Origin of the sequence: Pandoraea apista, assembly GCF_001465595.2 — a bacterium.
Taxonomy (GTDB): domain Bacteria; phylum Pseudomonadota; class Gammaproteobacteria; order Burkholderiales; family Burkholderiaceae; genus Pandoraea; species Pandoraea apista.
Genome location: NZ_CP013481.2, coordinates 1,482,820 through 1,501,399, shown reverse-complemented (window position 1 = coordinate 1,501,399; position 18,580 = coordinate 1,482,820). Strand labels below are relative to the sequence as shown.

General features: G+C 59.3%; 11 protein-coding genes, 2 tRNA genes, 3 rRNA genes and 1 pseudogene. 5 read left to right on the top strand and 12 right to left on the bottom strand.

Annotated features, from left to right (window positions below; translation table 11 throughout):
* The 3 genes and pseudogenes from AT395_RS06935 (at window position 1) to aac(6') (ending at window position 3,118) form a co-directional block, all read left to right on the top strand.
* Window positions 1-1,347, top strand: a complete 1,347-nt coding sequence (locus AT395_RS06935; RefSeq protein WP_048627784.1) for an acyl-CoA thioester hydrolase/BAAT C-terminal domain-containing protein — start codon at window positions 1-3, stop codon at window positions 1,345-1,347.
* Window positions 1,344-2,476 (top strand): annotated as a pseudogene (locus AT395_RS26350) (CMD domain-containing protein). Before AT395_RS06935 ends, AT395_RS26350 begins: the two are co-directional and overlap by 4 nt.
* Window positions 2,477-2,641: 165 nt before the next feature.
* A complete protein-coding gene (gene aac(6'), locus AT395_RS06920; RefSeq protein ID WP_082164644.1) occupies window positions 2,642-3,118 on the top strand; it encodes an aminoglycoside 6'-N-acetyltransferase in 477 nt (158 codons plus the stop codon).
* Window positions 3,119-3,266: 148 nt separating this feature from the next.
* Here the strand turns inward: aac(6') and rrf are convergent.
* The 5 genes from rrf to AT395_RS06895 form a co-directional block, all read right to left on the bottom strand.
* Window positions 3,267-3,379, bottom strand: a 5S ribosomal RNA gene (gene rrf, locus AT395_RS06915).
* Between the two features lie 144 nt (window positions 3,380-3,523).
* A 23S ribosomal RNA gene (locus AT395_RS06910) occupies window positions 3,524-6,401 on the bottom strand.
* Window positions 6,402-6,684: 283 nt separating this feature from the next.
* Window positions 6,685-6,760, bottom strand: a tRNA-Ala gene (locus AT395_RS06905).
* 45 nt (window positions 6,761-6,805) lie between these two features.
* Window positions 6,806-6,882: transfer RNA gene (locus AT395_RS06900), tRNA-Ile, on the bottom strand.
* Between the two features lie 64 nt (window positions 6,883-6,946).
* A 16S ribosomal RNA gene (locus AT395_RS06895) occupies window positions 6,947-8,479 on the bottom strand.
* The 16S, 23S and 5S rRNA genes sit together here with 2 tRNA genes alongside, the layout of an rRNA operon.
* Window positions 8,480-9,083: 604 nt before the next feature.
* Here AT395_RS06895 and AT395_RS06890 point away from each other — a divergent pair.
* Window positions 9,084-10,094 carry a serine/threonine protein kinase gene (locus AT395_RS06890; protein WP_042112463.1) on the top strand — a complete coding sequence of 337 codons (1,011 nt, stop codon included), beginning with the start codon at window positions 9,084-9,086 and terminating at the stop codon, window positions 10,092-10,094.
* Between the two features lie 92 nt (window positions 10,095-10,186).
* Here the strand turns inward: AT395_RS06890 and AT395_RS06885 are convergent, their stop codons facing one another.
* Entirely contained in the window at window positions 10,187-10,645 is a 459-nt protein-coding gene (locus AT395_RS06885) for a metal-dependent hydrolase (RefSeq protein WP_042112464.1), read from the bottom strand.
* A gap of 259 nt (window positions 10,646-10,904) precedes the next feature.
* Between AT395_RS06885 and AT395_RS06880 the strand changes: the two genes are divergently transcribed.
* Complete coding sequence (locus AT395_RS06880) at window positions 10,905-11,633, top strand: transporter (RefSeq protein ID WP_048628057.1); 729 nt, start codon at window positions 10,905-10,907, stop codon at window positions 11,631-11,633.
* 69 nt (window positions 11,634-11,702) lie between these two features.
* Here the strand turns inward: AT395_RS06880 and AT395_RS06875 are convergent, their stop codons facing one another.
* The 6 genes from AT395_RS06875 to AT395_RS06850 form a co-directional block, all read right to left on the bottom strand.
* Window positions 11,703-12,578, bottom strand: a complete 876-nt coding sequence (locus tag AT395_RS06875) for a sugar phosphate isomerase/epimerase family protein (protein ID WP_042112466.1) — start codon at window positions 12,576-12,578, stop codon at window positions 11,703-11,705.
* Window positions 12,575-13,744 carry a dihydrodipicolinate synthase family protein gene (locus AT395_RS06870; RefSeq protein WP_042112467.1) on the bottom strand — a complete coding sequence of 390 codons (1,170 nt, stop codon included), beginning with the start codon at window positions 13,742-13,744 and terminating at the stop codon, window positions 12,575-12,577. The genes AT395_RS06875 and AT395_RS06870 overlap by 4 nt, the downstream gene beginning before the upstream one ends.
* A gap of 3 nt (window positions 13,745-13,747) precedes the next feature.
* Window positions 13,748-14,911 (bottom strand): Gfo/Idh/MocA family protein, encoded by a 1,164-nt coding sequence (locus AT395_RS06865; protein ID WP_048628058.1) that lies wholly within the window; start codon window positions 14,909-14,911, stop codon window positions 13,748-13,750.
* Window positions 14,912-15,073: 162 nt separating this feature from the next.
* On the bottom strand, window positions 15,074-16,507 hold the full coding sequence (locus AT395_RS06860; protein WP_048628059.1) for an enolase-like domain-containing protein: 1,434 nt from the start codon (window positions 16,505-16,507) through the stop codon (window positions 15,074-15,076).
* Between the two features lie 83 nt (window positions 16,508-16,590).
* Entirely contained in the window at window positions 16,591-17,370 is a 780-nt protein-coding gene (locus AT395_RS06855; RefSeq protein WP_042117221.1) for an ABC transporter ATP-binding protein, read from the bottom strand.
* 65 nt (window positions 17,371-17,435) lie between these two features.
* On the bottom strand, window positions 17,436-18,500 hold the full coding sequence (locus AT395_RS06850) for an ABC transporter substrate-binding protein (protein WP_231606063.1): 1,065 nt from the start codon (window positions 18,498-18,500) through the stop codon (window positions 17,436-17,438).
* Window positions 18,501-18,580: the final 80 nt, after the last annotated feature.

The window sequence follows — 18,580 nt, the reverse complement described above, 5'->3', positions numbered from 1 at the left end:
ATGACGTCATCGCTCATTCTTACGGCAACCCCTGCCGACGCGCTGATCGACGTGCCGCGCCACCTCGTGGTGCACGGCGCGTCGCCCGGCGCACATGTGACGCTCACCGCCCGCACGGCGCGGGCCGGTGGCGTGGTCTGGTATGCCGAGGCGACCTTCAAGGCCGACGCACAGGGCGTTGTCGACGTGTCGCGCGACGCGCCCGTCAGTGGCAGCTATCAGGGCGTATCGGCAATGGGCCTCATCTGGTCGCAAGTTCCGGAAGACGGCAAGAGTCGCGACGTGTTTCCACAGCCCGTCATGGCGCCGCTCGTGACAACGGTGGTCGCTCAGGCGGGTCGTACGGCTGGGCAGAACGAGGACAACGGTGCGGTATCGTCTTCCGTATCGTTCACCCAGCGACTCGCCGCCGACGGCGTCACCCGACGTGAGGTGCGCGAAGACGGGCTCGTGGGCACCCTTTATCTGCCGCCTGGCGACGGCCCGCATCCGGCGGTGATGATCCTCAACGGCTCCGGCGGTGGTATCAACGAGCCGCGCGCCGCGCTGTATGCATCGCATGGCTATGCCGCTTTCGCACTCGGATACTTCAAGGGACCGGGGCTGCCCGACTACATCTCCAATACGCCGCTCGAGTACTTCGCGAAGGGCATGGACTGGCTGCGCCGCACCGTGAAGCCGGCACATGACTTCGTAGCGCTCTCGGGCCAATCGCGCGGCGGCGAGTTGGTGCTGCTGCTCGGCGCCACGTTCCCGGACGCCGTTTCGGCCGTCGTCGGTTACGTGCCCAGTGCGCTGATTCACAGCGCGCAGAACGCTTGCGATCCGGCCATCGGCCGCGAGGGCCCGACGTGGCTGCTCGACGGCAAGCCGTTGCCGCACATCTGGGAAAACAATCGAACGGCATCGTGGGCACCGTTCGACGAGGGCCCTGCGCCGCATCGGCATGCCAAGGCGATGCTGACCGCACTGAACGACGCCGAAGCGGTTGAGCGGGCACGCATTCCCGTAGAGAAGATCCAAGGTCCGGTCATGCTGCTTTCGGCCGAAGACGACGGTTCATGGCCGTCGAGCCGGTATTCACGGATGGTCGCCGAGCGGCTTGCGGCGCATGCACATCCCTATCCGGTCGAGCACCTGGACTTCGATCGTGCGGGACACGCCATTGTGTTCCCATATGTGCCCACGACGCAGCTCGTCTACGCACATCCGGTCTCTGGAAAGATCAGTACCGGTGGCGGCGAGCCGCCAGCGAACGCCCATGCGGACGAACGTTCCTGGACCGCTGTGCAGGCATTCCTCGCGCGGGCAGTAGCCGCACGGGCCCAATCTCAAGGACAATCATGAGCGCCAATACTCAATACGACATGGCCAACGATCTCGTCGATCGCGTTGCCGGCCTGACACCCGGAACGGCTACGCACACGTTGCGTCATGCACGCGACAAAGTCGCTGTCGCGACGCAGGGTAGCTACGAGGGGCTGTTCGATCCTGCACTCGAAGGTATTTCGTTGGTGGAGCGTCTGCTCGTTGCGCTATACGCGAGCCGTCTCACGCCCTCGCCTTCGCTTGCCGCGCACTATCGCGCCGAGTTGAGCAAACACGCGGTCGACGCGGCGCAGCTGCGTGCCGTCGAATCTGGTCAACCGGACGATATCGAAAACACCCGTCTGCGCGCGATCCTGACATTCACACGCACGCTTATCGAGAACCCGGTCGCTGGCGACAAAGCGGCTTTGCAGAAGCTGCCGGCGGCTGGGCTCACCACGCCGGCGGTCGTTGCACTGGCCCAACTGATTGCATTCCTGTCGTATCAGACGCGTCTGGTCGCGGGGTTGCAGGCCCTCAAACAACTTGCGCCGCAGGAGACGACAGCATGAGCGATATCATCCGTTCGCATGGATTCACCAACGAGTCGCTCGACTGGGATGCCTGGCTCGATGTAGTGGAACTCGACAAGGCAACGCCGGAGCAGGTAGCGGTGCTGGAAGAGAGCCATCCGAAGGCCAAGACGTCCGATTACTACCTCTTCCTCGTGCATCAACCCGAGATCCTTCGTCAGCGTTCGGCCGCGTTCAACGCGATCATGTATGCGCCCGGGGGCATGCCGCGCGCCGAGCGTGAGTTGTCGACCACGGTGGTCTCGCGTATCAACGGCTGCGTGTATTGCGCGTCGGTGCATGCGCAGCGCTTCGAACAATTAGCGAAGCGTAACGATGTGATTCGCGAGGTCTTCGAAGACCCCCGCACTGCCGGTACGACAGCGCGTGAGAAGGCCATTTCTCGGTTCTCGATTGCCTTGACGGAAAAGCCGGGCGATGTACGTCCGGAGCAACTTCAGGCGCTGCGCGATGTGGGGCTGAAGGACGCCGAAATTCTGGATTTGATTCACTCCATCGCGATCTTTGCGTGGGCGAACCGGCTGATGCTTAACCTCGGTGAGCCGGTGTTCCCGGAAACGGCGCCTGCTGTCTAAGGCTGGAACCTCGATCGCGGCGAGACGTTGGCACGTTTCCTTGGTGCCAGTGCGGTTGTGCGCTAAGAGAGCGCTGTCCTTACGGGCAGCGCTTTTTTTATTGGACAAGTGGTATAGGCTGAAGCCTTTTACCCGCTCTGCGCGGACATCCTCAAGGCTTCAGCAATGACTTCCACCAAGTACTTCGTCCAGCCGATTGGCCCCGATGACATTCCGTCGTGGCGTATGCTCAGACATTGTCTTTGGCCACAGGCCAGCGCGGATGAGCATGACCGCGAGATGGCAGAGACACTTTCCAGTCCGGAACGTTACGCCACATTCATCGCATTTTCGACGGCGAAGGCGGCACTTGGCTTCGCCGAGGCATCGATACGACACGACTATGTGAATGGATGCGATACGTCGCCGGTGCTATTCCTTGAAGGCATTTATGTGGCGCCTGAGGCACGTCGTCAAGGTGTTGCCAAGGCATTGTTCGAATACGTCGAGCAATGGGGCGCCCTTCACGCGTGCGAAGAGTTTGCATCAGATACGGATGTTCGGAATGACGGCGTTCAGGCGTTACATCGGGCACTCGGCTTCGAAGAGACAGAACGCGTTGTCTTCTTCAGAAAGCGAACGTCGAAGGCTGCGTTGAGATAGGGTGAATCAAGATGTCGACACAAGCCCTAGAGCATCGGGGCCAGCACGCTTGCCTGGCGCTTGAGCCATCTCGCAAGTCACAAGATATAGCGTGCGCACAAAGCAAAAACCCCTTGCTACGCGTTGTAGCAAGGGGTTTTTTAGGGGAGCCTGACGATTACCTACTTTCACACGGGTATCCGCACTATCATCGGCGTGGAGTCGTTTCACGGTCCTGTTCGGGATGGGAAGGGGTGGTTCCAACTCGCTATGGTCATCAGGCATAACTTGTATGTTCTGCTGCACTAGGCGTGCAACAAAACCAATTCAGAAGAAGCGTAGTACATCATGTAGTTTGGGTTGTGAATGTATCAGCGCCATTTGGCGCACACACGTCACTCAAACCAGGGAAAACACACTGGTTATAGGATCAAGCCTTACGGGCAATTAGTATCAGTTAGCTTAACGCATTACTGCGCTTCCACACCTGACCTATCAACGTCCTGGTCTTGAACGACCCTTCAAAGGAATCGAGTTCCTAGGGAAGTCTCATCTTAAGGCGAGTTTCCCGCTTAGATGCTTTCAGCGGTTATCTCTTCCGAACATAGCTACCCGGCGATGCCACTGGCGTGACAACCGGTACACCAGAGGTTCGTCCACTCCGGTCCTCTCGTACTAGGAGCAGCCCCCTTCAAACTTCCAACGCCCACGGCAGATAGGGACCAAACTGTCTCACGACGTTTTAAACCCAGCTCACGTACCTCTTTAAATGGCGAACAGCCATACCCTTGGGACCGGCTACAGCCCCAGGATGAGATGAGCCGACATCGAGGTGCCAAACACCGCCGTCGATATGAACTCTTGGGCGGTATCAGCCTGTTATCCCCAGAGTACCTTTTATCCGTTGAGCGATGGCCCTTCCATACAGAACCACCGGATCACTATGACCTGCTTTCGCACCTGCTCGACTTGTCAGTCTCGCAGTTAAGCACGCTTTTGCCATTGCACTATCAGCACGATTTCCGACCGTACCTAGCGTACCTTCGTACTCCTCCGTTACACTTTGGGAGGAGACCGCCCCAGTCAAACTGCCTACCATGCACTGTCCCCGATCCGGATTACGGACCTAGGTTAGAACCTCAAACAAGCCAGGGTGGTATTTCAAGGACGGCTCCACAGAAACTAGCGTTCCTGCTTCAAAGCCTCCCACCTATCCTACACAGACCGGTTCAAAGTCCAATGCAAAGCTACAGTAAAGGTTCATGGGGTCTTTCCGTCTAGCCGCGGGTAGATTGCATCATCACAAACACTTCAACTTCGCTGAGTCTCGGGAGGAGACAGTGTGGCCATCGTTACGCCATTCGTGCAGGTCGGAACTTACCCGACAAGGAATTTCGCTACCTTAGGACCGTTATAGTTACGGCCGCCGTTTACCGGGACTTCAATCAAGAGCTTGCACCCCATCATTTAATCTTCCGGCACCGGGCAGGCGTCACACCCTATACGTCCACTTTCGTGTTTGCAGAGTGCTGTGTTTTTATTAAACAGTCGCAGCCACCAGTTTATTGCAACCCCTTCACCCTTCTGGCGCAGGCCAGTCAAGCTACAAGGGCGTACCTTATCCCGAAGTTACGGTACCAATTTGCCGAGTTCCTTCTCCCGAGTTCTCTCAAGCGCCTTAGAATACTCATCTCGCCCACCTGTGTCGGTTTGCGGTACGGTCTCGTATGACTGAAGCTTAGAGGCTTTTCTTGGAACCACTTCCAATTGCTTCGCGAACAAGTTCGCTCGCCCCACAGCCTTGAATTACGCGCCCGGATTTGCCTAAGCGCCTTCTCCACTGCAGGGACCGGGACTTCCAACACCCGGACAACCTTCCGCGATCCGTCCCCCCATCGCATCATACGACGGTGCAGGAATATTAACCTGCTTCCCATCAGCTACGCATCTCTGCCTCGCCTTAGGGGCCGACTCACCCTACGCCGATGAACGTTGCGTAGGAAACCTTGGGCTTACGGCGAGGGGGCCTTTCACCCCCTTTATCGCTACTCATGTCAGCATTCGCACTTCTGATACCTCCAGCATCCTTTACAAGACACCTTCACAGGCTTACAGAACGCTCTCCTACCATGCGAGCAAGCTCGCATCCGCAGCTTCGGTATATTGCTTAGCCCCGTTACATCTTCCGCGCAGGACGACTCGATCAGTGAGCTATTACGCTTTCTTTAAAGGGTGGCTGCTTCTAAGCCAACCTCCTGACTGTTTTAGCCTTCCCACTTCGTTTCCCACTTAGCAATATTTAGGGACCTTAGCTGGCGGTCTGGGTTGTTTCCCTCTTGACACCGGACGTTAGCACCCGATGTCTGTCTCCCGTGATTGCACTCTTCGGTATTCGGAGTTTGCTATGGCGAAGTAATCCGCAATGGACCCTTCAACCATGACAGTGCTCTACCCCCGAAGGTGATACACGAGGCACTACCTAAATAGTTTTCGGAGAGAACCAGCTATTTCCAAGTTTGTTTAGCCTTTCACCCCTATCCACAGCTCATCCCCTAATTTTTCAACATTAGTGGGTTCGGACCTCCAGTACGTGTTACCGCACCTTCATCCTGGCCATGGATAGATCACTTGGTTTCGGGTCTACACCCAGCGACTGAACGCCCTATTCGGACTCGCTTTCGCTACGCCTTCCCTATTCGGTTAAGCTTGCCACTGAATGTAAGTCGCTGACCCATTATACAAAAGGTACGCCGTCACCCCTTACGAGGCTCCGACTGTTTGTATGCATGCGGTTTCAGGATCTATTTCACTCCCCTCCCGGGGTTCTTTTCGCCTTTCCCTCACGGTACTGGTTCACTATCGGTCGATTACGAGTATTTAGCCTTGGAGGATGGTCCCCCCATCTTCAGACAGGATTTCACGTGTCCCGCCCTACTTATCTCAAGCTTAGTTCCACACCAGGGTTTTCTCATACGGGGCTATCACCCACTATGGCCGGACTTTCCATTCCGTTCTGATAACACCGGTGCTAAATCTTGAAGGCTGGTCCCATTTCGCTCGCCACTACTTTGGGAATCTCGGTTGATTTCTTTTCCTGCAGCTACTTAGATGTTTCAGTTCGCCGCGTTCGCTTCGCTAGACCTATGTATTCAGTCTAGGATGACCTAAAAGGCCGGGTTTCCCCATTCGGACATTTGTGGATCAATGCTTATTTGCCAGCTCCCCACAACTTTTCGCAGGCTATCGCGTCCTTCATCGCCTGTAATCGCCAAGGCATCCACCACATGCACTTATTCGCTTGACCCTATAACCAGAATGTCTTCCAGCTATAGGTTGAGTTATCGCGTTGTGCCGTATTCCAAGTCATCTTTCGATCACTTAAATACTGGTTGATACAATCACAACCCGTACAATTTCCACGCGCCATCTCTAACGCGCTTCCGTTGTACTACTACTTCTTCTAAATTGTTAAAGAACAAATACTGCATGACATTGCTGTCATTCAAAAACATTCACGTTTCATCACCATTGGGATTTACTGCAGACGTAAAAGCTTTTGACTGACATCGATGTGCGATCTAAGGAATTGGTGGAGGCAGACGGGATCGAACCGACGACCCCCTGCTTGCAAAGCAGGTGCTCTCCCAGCTGAGCTATGCCCCCATTTCAAGCCAGTTACCATCTGACTTGGTCAGGCGGTGGTTAGCTTGGTGGGTCTGGAAGGACTTGAACCTTCGACCCCCGCCTTATCAAGACGGTGCTCTAACCACCTGAGCTACAGACCCGACTTAGATCTACGCAGTCAACAACCGATAAGCGTGAACACTCAACTTCCAGTGCTTGCTCTAGAAAGGAGGTGATCCAGCCGCAGGTTCCCCTACGGCTACCTTGTTACGACTTCACCCCAGTCATGAATCCTGCCGTGGTAAGCGCCCTCCTTACGGTTAGGCTACCTACTTCTGGCAAAACCCACTCCCATGGTGTGACGGGCGGTGTGTACAAGACCCGGGAACGTATTCACCGCGACATGCTGATCCGCGATTACTAGCGATTCCAGCTTCACGCAGTCGAGTTGCAGACTGCGATCCGGACTACGATCGGTTTTCTGGGGTTAGCTCCACCTCGCGGCTTGGCGACCCTCTGTACCGACCATTGTATGACGTGTGAAGCCCTACCCATAAGGGCCATGAGGACTTGACGTCATCCCCACCTTCCTCCGGTTTGTCACCGGCAGTCTCCTTAGAGTGCTCTTGCGTAGCAACTAAGGACAAGGGTTGCGCTCGTTGCGGGACTTAACCCAACATCTCACGACACGAGCTGACGACAGCCATGCAGCACCTGTGTTACGGTTCTCTTTCGAGCACTCCCACCTCTCAGCAGGATTCCGTACATGTCAAGGGTAGGTAAGGTTTTTCGCGTTGCATCGAATTAATCCACATCATCCACCGCTTGTGCGGGTCCCCGTCAATTCCTTTGAGTTTTAATCTTGCGACCGTACTCCCCAGGCGGTCAACTTCACGCGTTAGCTTCGTTACTAAGGAAATGAATCCCCAACAACTAGTTGACATCGTTTAGGGCGTGGACTACCAGGGTATCTAATCCTGTTTGCTCCCCACGCTTTCGTGCATGAGCGTCAGTATTGGCCCAGGGGGCTGCCTTCGCCATCGGTATTCCTCCACATCTCTACGCATTTCACTGCTACACGTGGAATTCTACCCCCCTCTGCCATACTCTAGCCTTGCAGTCACGAATGCAGTTCCCAGGTTAAGCCCGGGGATTTCACATCCGTCTTACAAAACCGCCTGCGCACGCTTTACGCCCAGTAATTCCGATTAACGCTTGCACCCTACGTATTACCGCGGCTGCTGGCACGTAGTTAGCCGGTGCTTATTCTTCCGGTACCGTCATCCCCCCGAGGTATTAACCCAGAGGATTTCTTTCCGGACAAAAGTGCTTTACAACCCGAAGGCCTTCTTCACACACGCGGCATTGCTGGATCAGGCTTGCGCCCATTGTCCAAAATTCCCCACTGCTGCCTCCCGTAGGAGTCTGGGCCGTGTCTCAGTCCCAGTGTGGCTGGTCGTCCTCTCAGACCAGCTACAGATCGTCGCCTTGGTGAGCTTTTACCTCACCAACTAGCTAATCTGACATCGGCTGCTCTTGTAGCGCGAGGCCCGAAGGTCCCCCGCTTTCCTCCTCAGAGCGTATGCGGTATTAATCCGGCTTTCGCCGAGCTATCCCCCACTACAAGGTACATTCCGATGTATTACTCACCCGTTCGCCACTCGCCACCAGGTGCAAGCACCCGTGCTGCCGTTCGACTTGCATGTGTAAGGCATGCCGCCAGCGTTCAATCTGAGCCAGGATCAAACTCTTCAGTTTAAACCTGTTACTGTTTTCGGTTTTCGTGATAAATCACTTGAACCGGTCGCTCTCAAAGTATGCTGACAAGTTAATTACTTAACTTACCTATTACTATGTGAGCCTCAATAAATTTAAAGCTAATCTGCCGAAGCAGACGCACTATTCATCGAGTGCCCACACTTATCGGTTGTTCAATTTTTAAAGATCAATCGCATCTGACTTCGCTTCGTCGCACACTTACCGCGCCGTCGCTTCGTTTTCTGCGTCGCTGCATCAGCAGCAGAGAAGTGAGATTATGTCGCAGCTTCTCGTCGTCGTCAACAGTTTTTTTCGCTTTCTTCGCTCGTCGCCGTAGCCACTCGCTCGCATCAAAACCGCCAACCACCGGGCTTTGCAGCCCGTCTCGCTTCGCCTTCGCCGCCGCTTTCGCTGCGTCGCCGTCGTTGCGAGAGACGAGATATTAGTCACCTTCGACGAACTTCGCAAGCCCTTTGTGAAACTATTTTGAAGGCTACGCATTTTCCTGCGTTTCCGGCGTGTCTCGGATGCGCTTTGTCTATATAGAGAGAAGAGATCGTGGCGAACCAGCGTCAAGCTCACCGTGTTTGGCACAATAGCGGACATGAACACCGATCTTTCCCCCGACGCCTCCGGGCACACGCATCCCTTCGCCGCCCTGCTGCCAGATGTCGTCATCAACGCCGTCGAGCAATTAGGTAGCTACAGCGACGGGCGTTTGCTCGCACTCAACAGTTACGAGAACCGCGTCTATCAGATCGGGATGGAAGACGGACCGCCCCTGATCGCCAAGTTCTACCGCCCCGAGCGCTGGACCGACGACGCCATCCTGGAAGAGCACAGCTTCACGCAAGCGCTCGCAGAACGCGAGATCCCCGTCGTAGCCCCTCTGGAGATTCATGGCAAGACACTCCATTTCTTCGACGGCTTCCGCTTCGCACTTTTTCCTCGACGCGGCGGCCGGGCGCCAGAACTGCAAGATCCCGACACGCTGAACTGGCTCGGCCGCTTTCTGGGGCGCATTCACGCCCTCGGCGCCACCCAGCCGTTTCAGCACCGCCTCACGCTGAATATCGACAGCTACGGCCATGCCCCCGTTGAGTATCTGTGGACGAACGGCTTCATTCCGGCCGACTTGCGCGATGCCTGGCGCAGCATCGTTGATCTCGCGCTCGCCGCCATCGCCCGTGCATACGAACATGCGGGAGACGTGAAACTGCTGCGCGTACACGGCGACTGTCACGCCGGCAATGTCCTGTGGACCGATGCCGGCCCGCACTTCGTCGATTTCGACGACACTTGCATGGCCCCGGCGATGCAAGACCTGTGGATGCTGCTCTCGGGTACGCGCGCGGAAATGACCCTCCAGCTCGACGAAGTACTCTCGGGCTATGAAGACTTTGCCGACTTCAATCCCCGCGAGTTACATCTGACGGAAGCGCTGCGGACGCTGCGCCTGCTCCACTACAGTGCCTGGCTGGCACGTCGCTGGGACGACCCCGCCTTCCCCGCCGCGTTCCCCTGGTTCAACACGCAGCGCTATTGGCAGGACCGCATACTCGAGCTGCGCGAACAAGTCGCCCTCATGGACGAACCGCCGCTGACCTGGCGCTAGTCCGCTAGTCCGCTAGTCCGCTAATCCGCTAATCCGGCAATTCGCAGATCCGCAACACCTCCTGCCCCACGCAGCCGCAACACCGCCCGCACTCACCACCACCGCCACATGGCGAACGCGAGTGCGGCGGCAATACACCACTCCGCCGCCGACCCCGTCGTTACGTAAAGCGGCGAGCGAAAACGCGTGCGCAGTGGCCAGCAAAGCGGCACCCCGGACGGGGTCAGCCAATCCGCCAGCAGATGCGACAAATACCCGGCGCACAGCGCGATCATCCACGCCGGCACGTGTCTCCATCCATATAGACAGGCGACAACCGCCAGCACGGGCAGCAAAAGCGAATGGGTCATGCCGCGATGACCGAACACCCCGGAAATCGCCAGCGAGACTGGCGCGACGCGGCGCCCCAGCATGCTCTTCGGATGATCGATGTCGGGGAGCAGCGCACCGACAAGTGTCAATGGCCAGGCATGGACGCTGGCGGCCCATCCGGTGCGATGCATCAGCCATGTTGCGCCGATACCGAATATGAGATGACTTCTGGCTTGCATGAAAGACCGGCGGCGAAGCGCGGGCATGCCTCGCGTGTCTGAGAAAAGGGGCCGAAGTCTACCACCGGGACAACGACATCGGCACCCTCCCCTGCCGAGCATACCGGCCACGCCAGCGCAACGCTGCCGGGCGACGAATCTCAAATTCGCCACACTCTGTGCGATTCGATTGACGGTGTCATATACGCCCCGTACGATCCGCCCGGCAGAATTCCAGACTTTCGCGCCAAGACGAACGACTCGCCCGCAGGAGTTTTTGATGAAGAAGTTTCTGATCCTGGCCGCCGCTTTGGCACCGGTGACCTCACACGCCGCTAACCCGCTCGTGACGGACGATACCGGCACGCAGGACACCGGCAACTGGCAGCTCGAGCTGAACAGCGAGTGGACGACGCTGCCGAGCGCGCGCCAGCAACAATGGAACAACACGCTGACCTATGGCGTGCTGCCCAACCTCGACGTTGCCATCCAGGCGCCCTACCAACGCAACCGCCCCGATGGCGACGGCTGGACCAATGGCTTCTCCGACCTTCAGTTGCAAGCCAAATGGCGCTTCCTCGAAGGCGAAGCATGGAGCCTCGGTCTGAAACCCTTCGTCGCGCTGCCGACTGCCAGCCAGAACCGAGGTCTGGGCAACGGCCGCGCAACGACCGGGGCGAACCTGCTGATGCAATACAACCTCGATCGCTGGACGTTCCTCGCCAACATGGGCTACACCTGGAACAACAACGGCATCGGCAATCGGCAAAGCCTCTGGAATGCCTCCACGGCCGTGCTTTTCAGTGTGACGGATACCCTGCGGCTGGTGGCGGACATCGGCCTCGCGACCAATCCTGACAGCACCACCCAAACGAAACCGGGCTACGCTCTGGTCGGTGCGATCTACAGCCCCACTAAGGATCTCGATCTGGACGTGGGCTACAAACGCGGCCTGAACCCCGCCTCGATCTCGCACTCGGTACAGGCCGGCGTCACCATCCGCTGGTAAGCGCAGCCACACGGCGGGGGGACTATCCGGTAACGCAACAGCCACCCGCCTTGCTTCACCCTCCCCTCGTCAGCAACAGGCAAGATGGCGCGCCTTGCAAGTTGCCAGCACGTCGTCGGGCGCACGTTTCCACCAATCCTGCGACGAAAAGATCTCGACCTCATGCATGCCGTCGTACCCCTGCGCCTCCACGAGCGCGCGAGCAGCGGGGATATCGATGACGCCATCGCCCATCATTCCGCGATCGAGCAGCAACTCACGCGTCGGAACGAGCCAGTCGCAAATGTGAAACGCCAGCAAACGCTTCTTTCCCGCCCGAGCAATTTGCGCGGCCAACTGCGGATCCCACCACACGTGATACAGATCGACGGCAATACCCAATCCGTCGTCGCCCAGTTCGTCGCAAAGATCGTTGGCGTGCGACATCGTGTTCACACACGCCCGGTCGGCGGCATACATCGGATGCAACGGCTCGATCGCCAGCGGCATCCCTGCGCCGCGCGAATAATCCAGCAACTCGGCAATCCCATCGCGCACCTGTGCCCGCGCACCCGCAATATCCTTCGACCCGGCCGGCAACCCACCCACGACGAGCACAAGACACTTGGCCCCTACGGTCAGCGCCTCGTCGACCGCCCGCCGGTTGTCATCTCGTGCGGCCAGGCGCCCCGCCGCATCCGCTGCCGGAAACATGCCGCCCCGGCAGTATCCAGTGACGGTCAGGTCATGCGCGCGAATCCGTCGTGCCGTCTCGGCGAGCCCTAACTCAGCCACCTGATCGCGCCACGGCGAAATGCCACGGATGCCATGCCGCGCAATGCCGTCGATGATGGCGTCGAGCTTCCACTGCTGGCGCACCGTCGCCGTGTTGATCGACAGCTTCTCCGCAGGCGGCGGCACGTAAGGCGACACCGATGTCACCACGTCACGCGTGCCGGCGCTCATGCTTCCACCCCGTTCACTGCCAGCCAGAGCTTCATGCGATAGGCCGCCAGCGCCGGATCTTCGATCAGTTGTGCGGCGGTCGCCAGACGGAACAACTCACAGTAATGCCAGAGACTGCGCGCGCTCTGCTGGCCGCCGATCATGGCGAAGTGATCCTGATGGCCGTTAAGCCATGCCATGAAGACCACGCCCGATTTATAGAATCGCGTCGGCGCGGCGAAGATATGACGCGACAACGGCACCGTTGGCGCCAGAATTGCATCGAAGCTCGCGCGATCACCTCGGCCCAACGCCTCAAGCGCGCTCGACGCCGCCGGGGCAATCGCGTCGAAGATACCGAGCAGCGCATCCGAGTACCCCTGCGCGTCGCCCGCAATCAGTTCCGCGTAGTTGAAGTCGTCGCCCGTGTACATGCGCACGCCCTGCGGCAAACGCCGGCGCATGGCGATCTCCTTGTCCTTGTCGAGCAACGAAATCTTGATGCCGTCGACCTTCGCCGGTTGCGTCTCGATGACCTGCAGACAGACATCCGTCGCGCGATCGAGATCGCCATGCCCCCAATAGCCCGCCAGCGCCGGGTCGAACATGTCGCCAAGCCAATGCAGAATCACCGGCTCGCGCACCTGACGCAATATCCGCTCGTACACGCGCAGGTAGTCTTCCGGCCCGCTGGCCACAGCGGCCAGTGCACGGCTTGCCATCAGGATAATCCGGCCGCCGGCCGCTTCGACCGCCTCGATCTGTTCCTCATACGCGCGAATCACGTCGTCGAGCGTAAGGCCCGCGGCTGGCACGAGGTGATCGGTGCCGGCACCACAGGCAATCAGCGCGCCGGGATGATGCTTCGCTTGTGCAACACTGCGGCGAATAAGTTCGAGCGACGTCGGCCAGTCCAGCCCCATACCACGCTGCGCCGTATCCATCGCCTCGGCCACGCCGAGGCCGAGCGAGAACAGCCGCTCGCGATACGCCAGCGTGGCGTCCCAGTCGACGGCGGCCGTCAGCCACGGATCGGCCGCCGAGCGCGCATCCGCCACCACGTGCGCGGCGGAATAGGCAATACGATTCATCTTTGGCGACGGCGTCGGATGCCATGTGCGTTCGGTACGCACGGTGAATGGCACGAGATGCCCGTCGCGATCGATCAGCTTGAGCGTCGGCGCCATGACTTACGCTCCTTCCCGGCCGGACAGATCCGGCACGTCGAGCCAGCGGCGCTCGCGCCAGCTTTGCAGTCCGAGTTCCACGAGTTGCACCCCCTTCGCGCCTTCGAGCAGGTTCCACTTGAATTCGCCCTCGCCCGCCACATGACGCAGGAACAGCTCCCACTGCACCTTGAACGCATTGTCGTAGGGGGTCGTATCGGGCACCTTGACCCAGTCGTCGAAGAAATCGTGGGTCTGGCGTACGTCCGGATTCCACACCGGCTTGGGTGTGTTCACGCGCGATTGCGTCCAGCAGTCCGTCAGCCCCGCAACGGCCGAGCCGTGCGTGCCGTCCACCTGGAACGTGACGAGATCGTCGCGTCGCACGCGCACGCACCACGAACTGTTCAACTGAACGATCACGCCGTTCTCGAGCTCGAAAGTCGCGTAAGCGGCATCGTCGGCCGTCGCCTTGTACGGCTTGCCTTGCTCGTCCCAGCGCTGCGGAATATGCGTGGCGCCAAGGCACGACACGCTTTTGACCTTGCCGAAGACGTTATCGAGTACATAGCGCCAGTGGCACAGCATGTCGAGAATGATGCCGCCGCCATCTTCACTGCGATAGTTCCACGACGGACGCTGTGTCGGTTGCAGATCGCCTTCGAACACCCAGTAACCGAATTCGCCGCGCACGGACAGCACCTGCCCGAAGAAGCCCGCGTCGTTGAGCAGTTGCAACTTGCGCAGTCCCGGTAGCCAGAGTTTGTCCTGCACTACGCCGTGCTTCACGCCTGCGGTTTGCGCCGCGCGATACAGATCGAGCGCTTCGGCCAGATTGGTCGCAACAGGCTTCTCGCAATAGATGTGCTTGCCCGCTTTCACGGCGCGCTTGAGCAACGCCGGACGCGCCTGCGTGGTCGCGGCGTCGAAGAACACCGTGTCGTCGGGGTTGGCGAGCGCCTCGTCCAGATTCGCGCTCCAGCGCTCGATACCATACTGACGCGCGAGCGCCGCAATCTTCTCCGCGTTGCGTCCGACCAGAATCGGATCGGGCATGAGACGGTCGCCGTTGGCGAGTGTCACGCCCCCTTGTTTGCGAATCTCCACGATGGAGCGGATCAAGTGCTGATTCATACCCATGCGACCGGTCACGCCGTGCATGATGATGCCGATTCGAAGCGTTGCCATTATGTAATCTCCTGTGACTTCCCTTGTAGCGATGCCCTATCGATTCGTCGTCGCTTCGTTAATGCCCGGCGCCGGTCATCGAAGCTGCCTGACGAAATAAAATTTCGTATACCTAATTGTTTGACGATCATTCCGGCCTGACATTTCGCCGGCTGCCTCGTCTCAACGAGTCGTCATTTCCCGAAGCCTCGTCCAGTCCGGCATGGCGCTCGACGCGAAACCCTCGGCATAAAGATCCTCCAACGCGATGTCCCCCTCGTCGACTCGCAAACGCAACGCGCCCGACGCCTGCCCGGTTTGCCACGTGTAGAGCGCCGGATGACGCAGCGCGAACGCTCGCTGCTCATCCTCATGCGCCCCCGGCATTCCGGCAACATAGTGGTGCCCGTTGCGCTCGACGTGCGTTACGTCAAGCAGTGCGGCAAGCGCGAGATCCTGTTGGACGGCAAGCCCCGCCTGGCAGGTCAGGTCCTCCGCCGTCATGAAGTAGCGGCGTACCCCCGTCTGTGTGTTCCAGAGCTCGCAACGCGCACGGTTGATCAGCGACTTGTAAAGCCCCTTGCAACTCTTGCTCGACACCGCGCGATAACCCAGCGCCTTGGCGCTCACGAAGGCATCGAGCGTCTCGTCGGATTCGTCGATCATCATCGGCACAGCGCTCGCGAGCGGCCCCAACGGGTGACGCAACGCCACGCTGCGCGCCAATGGCTGCTCCACATAACGCACCCTGCGCACCATGTCGGCCAGATACAGGTCACGCTCCATCGCGCGCCAGAAGGCGAGAAACGTACTGGCGTCCGGGTATTGCTCGTTGCCATCCAGCGTGACCCGGTAATCCGGGCACGCTTGCCCCAGCAGCGATGCAATGGCCGCAAGGCGTTCGCGATCCTGCTTCGCATCGCCGCCGAGCTTGAGCTTGAATTCGCGCGGACGATAGCGGCGCACCACCTCCTCAAGCGTTGCGGGAAGTCCGTCGCCGGGAAAGTCCGCACCATCCGCACGCGCGAGGGCGTCTGCCATGCCCACCGTGTGACGCAAGGCCAGCGCGCGCGTCGGCCGGAGATCCGTTAATAGCGCGTCGAAATCGAAGCCGTCGAGATCCGGGGCGAGCGTCGTGTGCCGCAGACCCACAACGTTGCGCCGCATGGCGTCGAAAAACGAGATCCCCAACGCTCGGCACAGACCGTCGAGGACTGCCTTGTCGATCTGCGCGAGCCCGAACGACGCCACAAGCGGATTCAGTCCAAGCGCCGCCCCTTCATGCAGTTGCGCGGGATACTGCCGCTCGAAGCGAGCAAAGGCGGTCGCAGGCGCACTGTTTTCCAGCGCAAGGCGACGCGCCAGGCGAAGCGACTCGCGTAGCTGCTCGGTGTTCTGCGCTTGCGAGAGTTCCGGCGACTTGTCGAACCATTTCGGCACCATCAGTTCGGCGGTCGCCCCCACCGCTTCGCGACCGTCGGCCAGACGCACCCCTACGCGCACGAAGGCCTGCGTCGCATGCCGCAACGTGACCGCACCGAAGCGGAACGGCAAGCGCAGCGCAACGTCGCGCTCGAACAATTCGCAAAACGTTAGGGTGAGCGATACCGCTGACATACGTCAGTCCCAAAAAAGAAACAACGCGTTAACTCGAAGCCGCCGCAGGGCGGCCGGTGCGATGCGGGCGCTGCCCGCCGGAATTACTCGTCCAGATTCCCCTGCGCGTAAAAGTGCGAGCGAATCTGGCGCGTGAGGCGTGCGAACTCCGGATCGCCCATGACGTCGAGCCCGCGCGGACGCGGCAACTTCACGTCGTAGATCGCCGCAATGCTGCCCGGACGCTCGGACATCACCACCACACGATCCGACAGGAACACGGCCTCCGGAATGCTGTGCGTGATGAGCAACACCGTTTTGCCCGTGGAAAGCCAGATGCGTTGCAACTCCAGGTTCATCTTCTCGCGCGTCATGGCGTCGAGCGCGCCGAACGGCTCGTCCATGAGCAGAATCTTCGGATCGTGCACGAGCGCGCGGCAGATCGCGGCGCGTTGCTGCATTCCGCCCGAAAGTTGCCAGGGCAACTTGTGCGCAAAATCCGTCAGACCGGCCATCTCGATGAGCGCCTTTGCCCGTGCCAGATACGTGGCCCGATCAAGTTTTCGCACTTCGATCTGCAACATGATGTTCGACAGAATGTCGCGCCACGCAAGCAGCACGGCATTCTGAAAAACCATGCCGATGTCGTCCGGCGGCCCGTCGACGGACTTACCGTTAATGATCAGTTCGCCTTCCGAGGCCGGCAGCAATCCGGCGGCAATCTTCAACAACGTGCTCTTGCCACAGCCGCTGGGTCCGACGATCGATACGAACTCGCCTGGCGCCACGTCGAGCGACACGGGATTCAGCGAGCGAACCGCCCCTTCTTTCGTGTCGTACGTCTTCGCAATGCCGTCGAAACGGATCATCGGTTCCAGGCGCATCGAAGGTTCAGGCGCGTTGCCGGGCACCGCCGACAACGCCGTCAGCACACTTTCAACTGGACGGTTCATTTCGGCAGAAACTCCAGCGTGTAGTAGTCCTCGGCCTTACCGGCGGTGGCGCCGTCAACGCCGCCGTACTTCACCATCAGATCGAGCGTTGCGGCCATGTCCTTAGGATCGAAGCGCAGCGGCGGCAGATTCTGCGTGCTGGCGGTATGCAGCAGCGGAATCGTTGCCTCCCAGCTCTTGGCCAGCGTTTCCGGCTTACCGGCTTTCGAATTGATCTTGAGCATGGCGTTCACGGCGTCTTGCGGCGACTGCGTGGCTGCCTGCACCGATTTCACCGCCGCCCGCAGAAAGCGACGCAGCAAGTCGGGGTTCGACTTCAGCATTTCCTTTCGCGCGATGATGCCGCCGTTCAAAGGATTGACGCCTGCATCGGCGAACAACAGCGCTCGCACCGGCTTGCCCGTAATTTCCTCGATGATCGGCTTCTGGTCGTTCACATTCCCCAGCAACAGATCGGCACGGCCGTTGACCACAGCGTTACGTTTGGTGGCCGCGTCGCCCGACACGGGTTTGTAGTCTGTGTCACCGAGATGATTCGACTTGAGATAGACCGGCCAGAGTTGCGAGAGCGAGTCGCCCGGGGTCATCGCAACCGTGCGGCCTTTGATGTCCGAAGGTTTGACAATGTTCTTGTCGGCGAAGCCCATCACCGATGCCGGACTCTTTTGCAGCATCACACCGACTGTTACCACCGGCGCGCCCTTCGCGGCTGCCTTGATCATGGTGCTGACGTCGGCATAACCGAGCGTTGTCGAACCTGCCGCCACGGCTTGCACGGTGACGGCCGAGCCGCGTCCCTCCTGAATGTCGAGATCGATGTTCTCTGCCGCGAAGTAACCACGTTCGACACCAAGGTAGAACGGCGCATGCTCGCCATAGGTGTACCAGTTGAGCATCAGCGTGACTTTATCGCGCGCTTGTGCCGGCGAGGCCATGCCGAATGCAATGACTGCGCCGGTCGCGACCATCCCGATCATACGGGTGATCGTTGCGAGGAACATGGGTCTTGCGCCCGATACCCGTCGCGGCACACCACCGCGCCGCGCTTCCATTCGAATCATGCCAGTCTCCTTATGTCGTTCTTCGTACGGGGGATGAGACGAGCCGCGCGCGAGCTGCGCCACGCCACGGCGAAATTCGG